The organism is Streptomyces alkaliphilus, assembly GCF_014141535.1.
Classification (GTDB): Bacteria; Actinomycetota; Actinomycetes; order Streptomycetales; family Streptomycetaceae; genus Streptomyces; species Streptomyces alkaliphilus.
Genome location: NZ_VKHT01000184.1, coordinates 1 through 6,655, shown reverse-complemented (window position 1 = coordinate 6,655; position 6,655 = coordinate 1). Strand labels below are relative to the sequence as shown.

Annotated in this window: 3 protein-coding genes; all 3 read right to left on the bottom strand. The window is 71.9% G+C overall.

From position 1 onward, the window contains the following. Positions 1–140: 140 nt before the first annotated feature. A complete protein-coding gene (locus FNQ90_RS08620; protein WP_182605822.1) occupies positions 141–1,619 on the bottom strand; it encodes a maltokinase N-terminal cap-like domain-containing protein in 1,479 nt (492 codons plus the stop codon). 665 nt (positions 1,620–2,284) lie between these two features. Further along, on the bottom strand, positions 2,285–4,081 hold the full coding sequence (treS, locus tag FNQ90_RS08615; RefSeq protein ID WP_228470973.1) for a maltose alpha-D-glucosyltransferase: 1,797 nt from the start codon (positions 4,079–4,081) through the stop codon (positions 2,285–2,287). Next, a complete protein-coding gene (locus tag FNQ90_RS08610) occupies positions 4,068–6,122 on the bottom strand; it encodes an alpha-1,4-glucan--maltose-1-phosphate maltosyltransferase (RefSeq protein ID WP_182605821.1) in 2,055 nt (684 codons plus the stop codon). Before FNQ90_RS08610 ends, treS begins: the two co-directional genes overlap by 14 nt. Positions 6,123–6,655 lie beyond the last annotated feature (533 nt).

Genomic DNA, 6,655 nt, shown 5'->3' with positions numbered 1-6,655 from the left:
GGGGATGGATGCGGTCGGACGGGTGCGGGACGCCGATGGCCGGCAGCCGGGGCCGGCGGCCGGGTGTCCGGTCGATCGGCCCCGGCCCCGGAGCCGGCGGCACCCCCGACCGGTGGGGGCGGGGCACCGCCGGCGCCGGGTCAGGCGGCGGCCTCCTCGGCGAGCCGGCGGATCGCGGCCATCGGCACGTGCAGCCAGGCGGGTCGGTGCCGCGCCTCGTACAGCACCTCGTAGACGGCCTTGTCGGTCTCCCAGGCGCGCAGCAGTTCGGGACGCTCCAGCGGGTCGCGGCCGCCGCCCTCGGCGTACCCGCGGCAGTAGGCCTCCCGGCACAGCCGGGCCCAGCGCCGGCCGCGCGGCCCCGGGTCCGGGTGCTGCGCGGCGGCGTAGTCGAAGGAACGCAGCATCCCGGCCACGTCGCGGATCGTCGGTTGCGGGGAGCGGCGTTCCGCCAGCGGGCGGGCGGGCTCGCCCTCGAAGTCGATCAGGCTCCAGCGATCCTCGTGCAGCAGTACCTGGCCCAGGTGCAGGTCGCCGTGGATGCGTTGGGCGGCGAGCCGGCCGCCGCGCCGGCCGTACTCGGCGACGGCGTCGAAGGTGCGGCGCAACTCGGCGCGGTGGGGGCGCAGGGCGGGGACGGCCGCGGCGGCGGCGTCGAGCCGCTGGGACATCTCCGCGGCGGCCTGCTCCAGTTGGGGGCGGCGCAGCACACCGGTGGGCAGGGCCCGGGCGAGCGCGGTGTGCACCTCGGCGGTGGCCACGCCCAGGTCCCGGGCGCAGGATTCGAAGTCGGTCCGGTGTTCCAGGGAGGTCAGCGCCAGGTGCCAGCCGTCCCGCGAACCCGCCAGGAAGGGTTGGAGGACGCCAAGGGTGAGCGGCTCGGAGGCACCGGGGAGTTCGGCCTCGAACCACGCCGCGGGCGGCGGCACCCTGGTGCTTCCCTCCTCGGCCAGGGCCAGCGAGAGCTCCAGGTCCGGGTTGATGCCGGGGCTCACCCGGCGGAACAGCTTCAGGATGTGTGAATTCCCGTATACGACCGAGGAATTGCTCTGCTCGGCGCCCAGCAGCCGGCCGGGGAGGCCGGAGGGGATGTCGGCGTCCGGCGCCCGCTCGAAGCGCAGCGCCCCGAGGGCGCCGGGGGCGCGCAGCCGCTCCAGCAACAGGGTGACCAGGCGGGGGTCCTCCAGCGCCTCGTACACGGCCCGGCCGCGCAGCGGCCCCTCGGCGGGGATGCCGACGAAGGCGTCGGCGAGGTGCGAGGGAAGGGAGGGGCGCACACCCAACAGGAGTTGGTAGCAGTCGCCGTCCTCCTCCCCCCGGGAGCCGGTCGGCGTGCCGGGCGGCCCCACGGGGACCGGGGCGATCCGGGGACCGGGCGGGCCCACCCGCACGAGCAGGTGCAGCAGCCCGGGCTGGGGGCCCGCCGTGCAGGGCAGCAGCTCGGTGGCCGACAGGAGTGTGAGTCCGCCGGGCGGACGACCCTTGCCCGCGTACCAGCGGCGGCTCGGCAGCCAGCGGGCGAGCAGCCCCGTCAGGGAACGGAGCAGCACGCCGCCGGCGGGGGTGCCGACCGGCCGGGTTCGGGAAGGGGCCGTCCGGGGCGGAGAGCTTTCCGACATGGCGTCCTTTCCCCGGGGCACGTTGAATATATGGCGAAGTGTCCCGAAATACGGATGTTGCTGTCCGGTGCGGTGGGACGTGTCGTGGGGGATCGGCCGGGTGGGTGAGGATCACCCGGCCGGCCGACCCGGTGGAGCGGGTTGTGCCGGTGGTGCGGTGCCCCGGCCCGGAGGGGCCGGTGGGTCTCCCGGGGCGTCCCGGAGGCCGTGATCGGCACGGGAGGCGCCCACAAGATCATGTGAGGATATGAAAAATCGGGATAGTGGGGAGACTTCCCGGAGTCCCGGGAGGTAACCGTCCCTCCCGGGAGACTTTCACCGTTTCCGGCGGAATCCCGGGTGCCACCGGGCGGAGTTCCCCGACCGCCGCCCGGACCGGGGCCCTCGCTCCCGGCTCCGGGCGCCGTTCGGCTTGCCCGCGCGGTACCGGCGTGCCGGTGACGCCGCCACCGCGTGTGAGGCGGTGCCGGTGCCGCACGGTGCCGGTGTCCCGCATGCTCTCCCGGGGCGGGGCGTCGCCGGGAACGTCCGGATGACGTCCCGGTTAAGCCCCGGCCCCCGGGCCGCCCGACCGGGCCCGCCCGGGGCCCCGGCGTGCGCGGACCGGCACCGGTCCGGTCGCACGCGACCCGACCGGTGCCGGCGCCGTTCGGTGCCGGGGCGGCTCAGTTCCCCGGGGTGCGGGCGTCCGCCCGCTCGGCGGCCCGCCGGCCGCCCTCGTCCCGTTCGGCGGCGAGCGCCGCGGCCGGATCACCGACCCCGCCGGGCGTCCCCTTGCGCAACCGGAACCAGTAGAAGCCGTGGCCCGCCAGGGTGAGCAGGTACGGCCACTCCCCGATCCGGGGGAACTGCACCCCACCGATCAGTTCCACCGGGAACCGGCCCTCCCAGGAGCGCAGGTCCAACTCCGTCGGTTGCGAGAACCGCGAGAAGTTGTGCACGCACAGCACCAGGTCGTCCCCGTGTTCCCGCATGAAGGCCAGCACGGCGGGGTTGGAGGATTCCAGCTCCGTGTAGGTGCCCAGCCCGAAGGCCGGATTCTGCTTGCGGATCTCCACCATCCGACGGGTCCAGTGCAGCAGCGAGGAGGGCGAGCTCATCGCCGCCTCCACGTTGGTGACCTGGTAGCCGTGGACCGGGTCCATGATCGTCGGGAGGAAGAGGCGTCCCGGGTCGCAGGTGGAGAAACCGGCGTTCCGGTCCGGGGTCCACTGCATCGGGGTGCGCACCGCGTCCCGGTCACCGAGCCAGATGTTGTCGCCCATGCCGATCTCGTCCCCGTAGTAGAGGATCGGCGAGCCGGGCAGCGACAGCAGCAGCGCGGTGAACAGCTCGATCTGGTTGCGGTCGTTGTCCAGCAGGGTCGCCAGGCGCCGCCGGATGCCGATGTTGGCGCGCATCCGCGGATCCTTGGCGTACTCCGCGTACATGTAGTCGCGCTCCTCGTCGGTGACCATCTCCAGGGTCAGCTCGTCGTGGTTGCGCAGGAAGATCCCCCACTGGCAGCCGGAGGGGATCGGCGGGGTCTTGGCCAGGATTTCCGAGACCGGGTAGCGGGATTCCCGCCGGACGGCCATGAAGATCCTCGGCATCACCGGGAAGTGGAACGCCATGTGGCACTCGTCCCCCCCGACCGAGTAGTCGCCGAAGTAGTCGACCACGTCCTCCGGCCACTGGTTGGCCTCGGCCAACAGGACGGTGTCCGGGTAGTGGGCGTCGATCTCGGTCCGCACCCTCCTGAGGAAGGCGTGGGTGGCGGGGAGGTTCTCGCAGTTGGTGCCCTCCTCCGCGTACAGGTAGGGCACGGCGTCCAGCCGGAAGCCGTCGATGCCCAGGTCCAGCCAGAACTTCAGCGCCGAGAGGATCTCCTCCTGCACCATCGGGTTCTCGTAGTTGAGGTCCGGCTGGTGCGAGAAGAACCGGTGGAAGTAGTACTGCTTGCGCACCGGGTCGAAGGCCCAGTTGGAACTCTCCGTGTCCACGAAGATGATCCGCGCGTCGTCGTACTTCTTGTCGTCGTCGGCCCACACGTAGTAGTCGCCGTACGGCCCGTCGGGATCCCGACGGGACTCCTGGAACCACCGGTGCTGGTCGCTGGTGTGGTTCATGACGAAGTCGATGATGACCCGGATGCCGCGCTGGTGGGCGGCGTCCACGAACTCCACGAAGTCGGCGAGGTCGCCGAACTCCGGGAGCACCGCGGTGTAGTCGGAGACGTCGTAGCCGCCGTCCCGCAGGGGCGATTGGAAGAAGGGGGGCAGCCACAGACAGTCGATGCCCAGCCACTGGAGGTAGTCCAGTTTGGACGTGAGGCCCTTCAGGTCGCCGATTCCGTCCCCGTTGCTGTCCCGGAAGGACCGTACGAGGACTTCGTAGAAGACCGCGCGCTTGAACCACTCGGGGTCGCGGTCTCGGGCGGGCGTGTCCTCGAACATGTCGAGGACCGGCTCATTGACGCTCATGGTTGGGTGACCCTCCGGTCTCCGAGGACGGTCGCAGGGCGAAGATGTGCGCCGAGGGAGCGGGCGCGTCCGCCCGCTCCGGCCCGAGCCGCACATAGTTGGCCCTGCCCCAGTGATAGGTCTCCCCGGTGAGCAGATCGGTCACCGGGAAGGGCTCGGCGGCGCCGCCGTCGGCGGTCGCGAGGCCGAGTTCCTCCGTGTTCAACGACACGGTGGCCTCGTGGGTGTGGTGGGGATCGAGGTTCACCACCACGAGCACGGCGTCGCCCTCCGGGGCCCCCGGTCCACCGGCGGGGACGCGCTTGGAGTAGGCGATCACGTGCTCGTTGTCGACGTGGTGGAAGCGCAGGGCGCGCAGTCGGCGCAGTGCCGGGTGCTCCCGCCGCAGTCGGTTCAGTCGGGTGATCAGGGGGGTGATCGTCGCCCCCGCCGCCTCGGCGGCGGCCCAGTCACGGGGACGCAACTGGTACTTCTCCGAGTCCAGGTACTCCTCGCTGCCCGGCCGCACGGGGACGTTCTCGCACAGCTCGTACCCGGAGTACACGCCCCAGGTGGGGGAGAGGGTGGCGGCCAGGACCGCCCGGGTCTCGAAGGCGGTCCGACCCCCGTGCTGCAGGTAGGCGTGCAGGATGTCGGGGGTGTTGACGAAGAAGTTCGGACGCATGTAGGAGGCCGCGTCACCGCTCAGCTCGGTGAGGTACTCGGTCAGCTCCCTCTTGTCGTTGCGCCAGGTGAAGTACGTGTACGACTGCTGGAAGCCGATCCGGGCCAGGGTGTGCATCATCGCGGGTCGGGTGAAGGCCTCGGCGAGGAAGATCACGTCGGGATCGGTGCGGTTGATCTCCGCGATCACCTTCTCCCAGAACACCACGGGCTTGGTGTGCGGGTTGTCCACCCGGAAGATCCGCACGCCGTGCGACATCCAGTGGCGCAGCAGTCGCACCGTCTCGGTGACCAGCCCGCGCATGTCGGCGTCGAAGGCGATCGGGTAGATGTCCTGGTACTTCTTGGGCGGGTTCTCCGCGTAGGCGATGGAGCCGTCGGGTCGGGAGCGGAACCACTCCGGATGCTCCTTGACCCACGGGTGGTCCGGACTGCACTGGAGGGCGAAGTCCAGGGCGATCTCCATGCCCAGCGAGCGGGCCCGCTCCACGAAGGCGTCGAAGTCCTCGATGGTGCCCAGGTCGGGGTGGATCGCGTCGTGGCCGCCCTCGGGGGAGCCGATCGCCCACGGGCTGCCGACGTCGTCGGGGCCGGGGGTCAGGCTGTTGTTCGGGCCCTTGCGGAAGCTCGTGCCGATGGGGTGGATCGGCGGCAGGTAGACCACGTCGAAGCCCATGTCGGCGATGGCCGGCAGGCGTTCGGCGGCGGTCCGGAAGGTGCCGGGGACCGGCGCGGACTCGGGCTCGACCCGGGCGCCCTCGGAGCGGGGGAAGAACTCGTACCAGGAGCCGAACAGCGCCCGCTCGCGCTCCACCAGCAGCGGCGCGGGCCGGGAGGAACTGACCAGTTCGCGCAGCGGGTGGCGGGCCAACAGCGCGGTGACCTCGGGGGAGCGGGCGGCGGCCCAGCGTTCCTCGACGGACAGGGAGGTGTCCTTGACGGTCGCGGCGGCGGCGCGCACCACATCCCGGCCCCCGCCCTCCTTCGGCACGCCCGAGGCGGCCCGGCGCAGCAGCGCGGCACCCTCGACGAGGACGAGCTCCACGTCCTGCCCGGCGGGGATCTTGATCCCGGCGACGTGCAGCCACGTCGCGATGGGATCGCCCCACGCCTCGACGGCGTAGGTCCAGCGTCCCTCGGCGTCCGGGGTGACCTCCGCGCCCCAGCGGTCGGTGCCGGGGGCGAGTTCGCGCATCGGGGTCCACGGCCCGGGGCGGCCGGCCGGGTCACGGAGCACGACGTTCGCGCCCAGCGCGTCGTGGCCCTCCCGGAAGACGGTCGCGGTGACCGTGAAGGTCTCACCGGGAACGGCCTTGACCGGGCGGCGCCCGCATTCGATCAAGGGCTGGACATCGAGGACGGGAATGCGACCGATCATGTGGTGATCACCTGGTGGAGTAGCGAGGGTTGCGGCGTCGGCGCCCGGGGACGGTGGGGAAGTGGCGCCGAGCTGGGGGTGCTTTGTCTTTTTTATCTGGTTTGGGGGAGTCGGGTGGGATGTGGGCATTGCGGCTCCCGGGCGCGTTCACTCGGCTGGGGGGAAGCATCGGACACGCGTACTGCCTTCAGCGGGTGATGGGGACAATCCTGCCCGCACCCGGGGGAGGGGCAATCGGAACCCGTGTGACCGGATTGTGTCGTCTTGGGAAACCGCCGGTGGGTCCGTTGATCGGCGGAACATCCCCCGGATTCACGCCCGTCACGACCGCGCGACGGGCGCGCCCCGTGGCGAATCCGTGCGCCCACCGTGAACCGGCGCCCGGGCCGGGAGCGGCGTGGCCGCCGGGGCGACGGGGAATCCGGGAGATTTCGTCCACGATGTCGCGTCGGGCGTGTCGGGCGTGTTTCCGAAAGGAGCGGGGGAGCGGGGGGATTCCGTCCCGATCCCCCGCTCCGGGGTCGGGGGATCGT

Excerpts from the sequence above, each read along its gene's own strand:
- FNQ90_RS08620 (WP_182605822.1), bottom strand. The coding sequence starts at position 1,619 with ATGTCGGAAAGCTCTCCGCCCCGGACGGCCCCTTCCCGAACCCGGCCG.
- treS (WP_228470973.1), bottom strand. The coding sequence starts at position 4,081 with ATGAGCGTCAATGAGCCGGTCCTCGACATGTTCGAGGACACGCCCGCC.
- FNQ90_RS08610 (WP_182605821.1), bottom strand. The coding sequence starts at position 6,122 with ATGATCGGTCGCATTCCCGTCCTCGATGTCCAGCCCTTGATCGAATGC.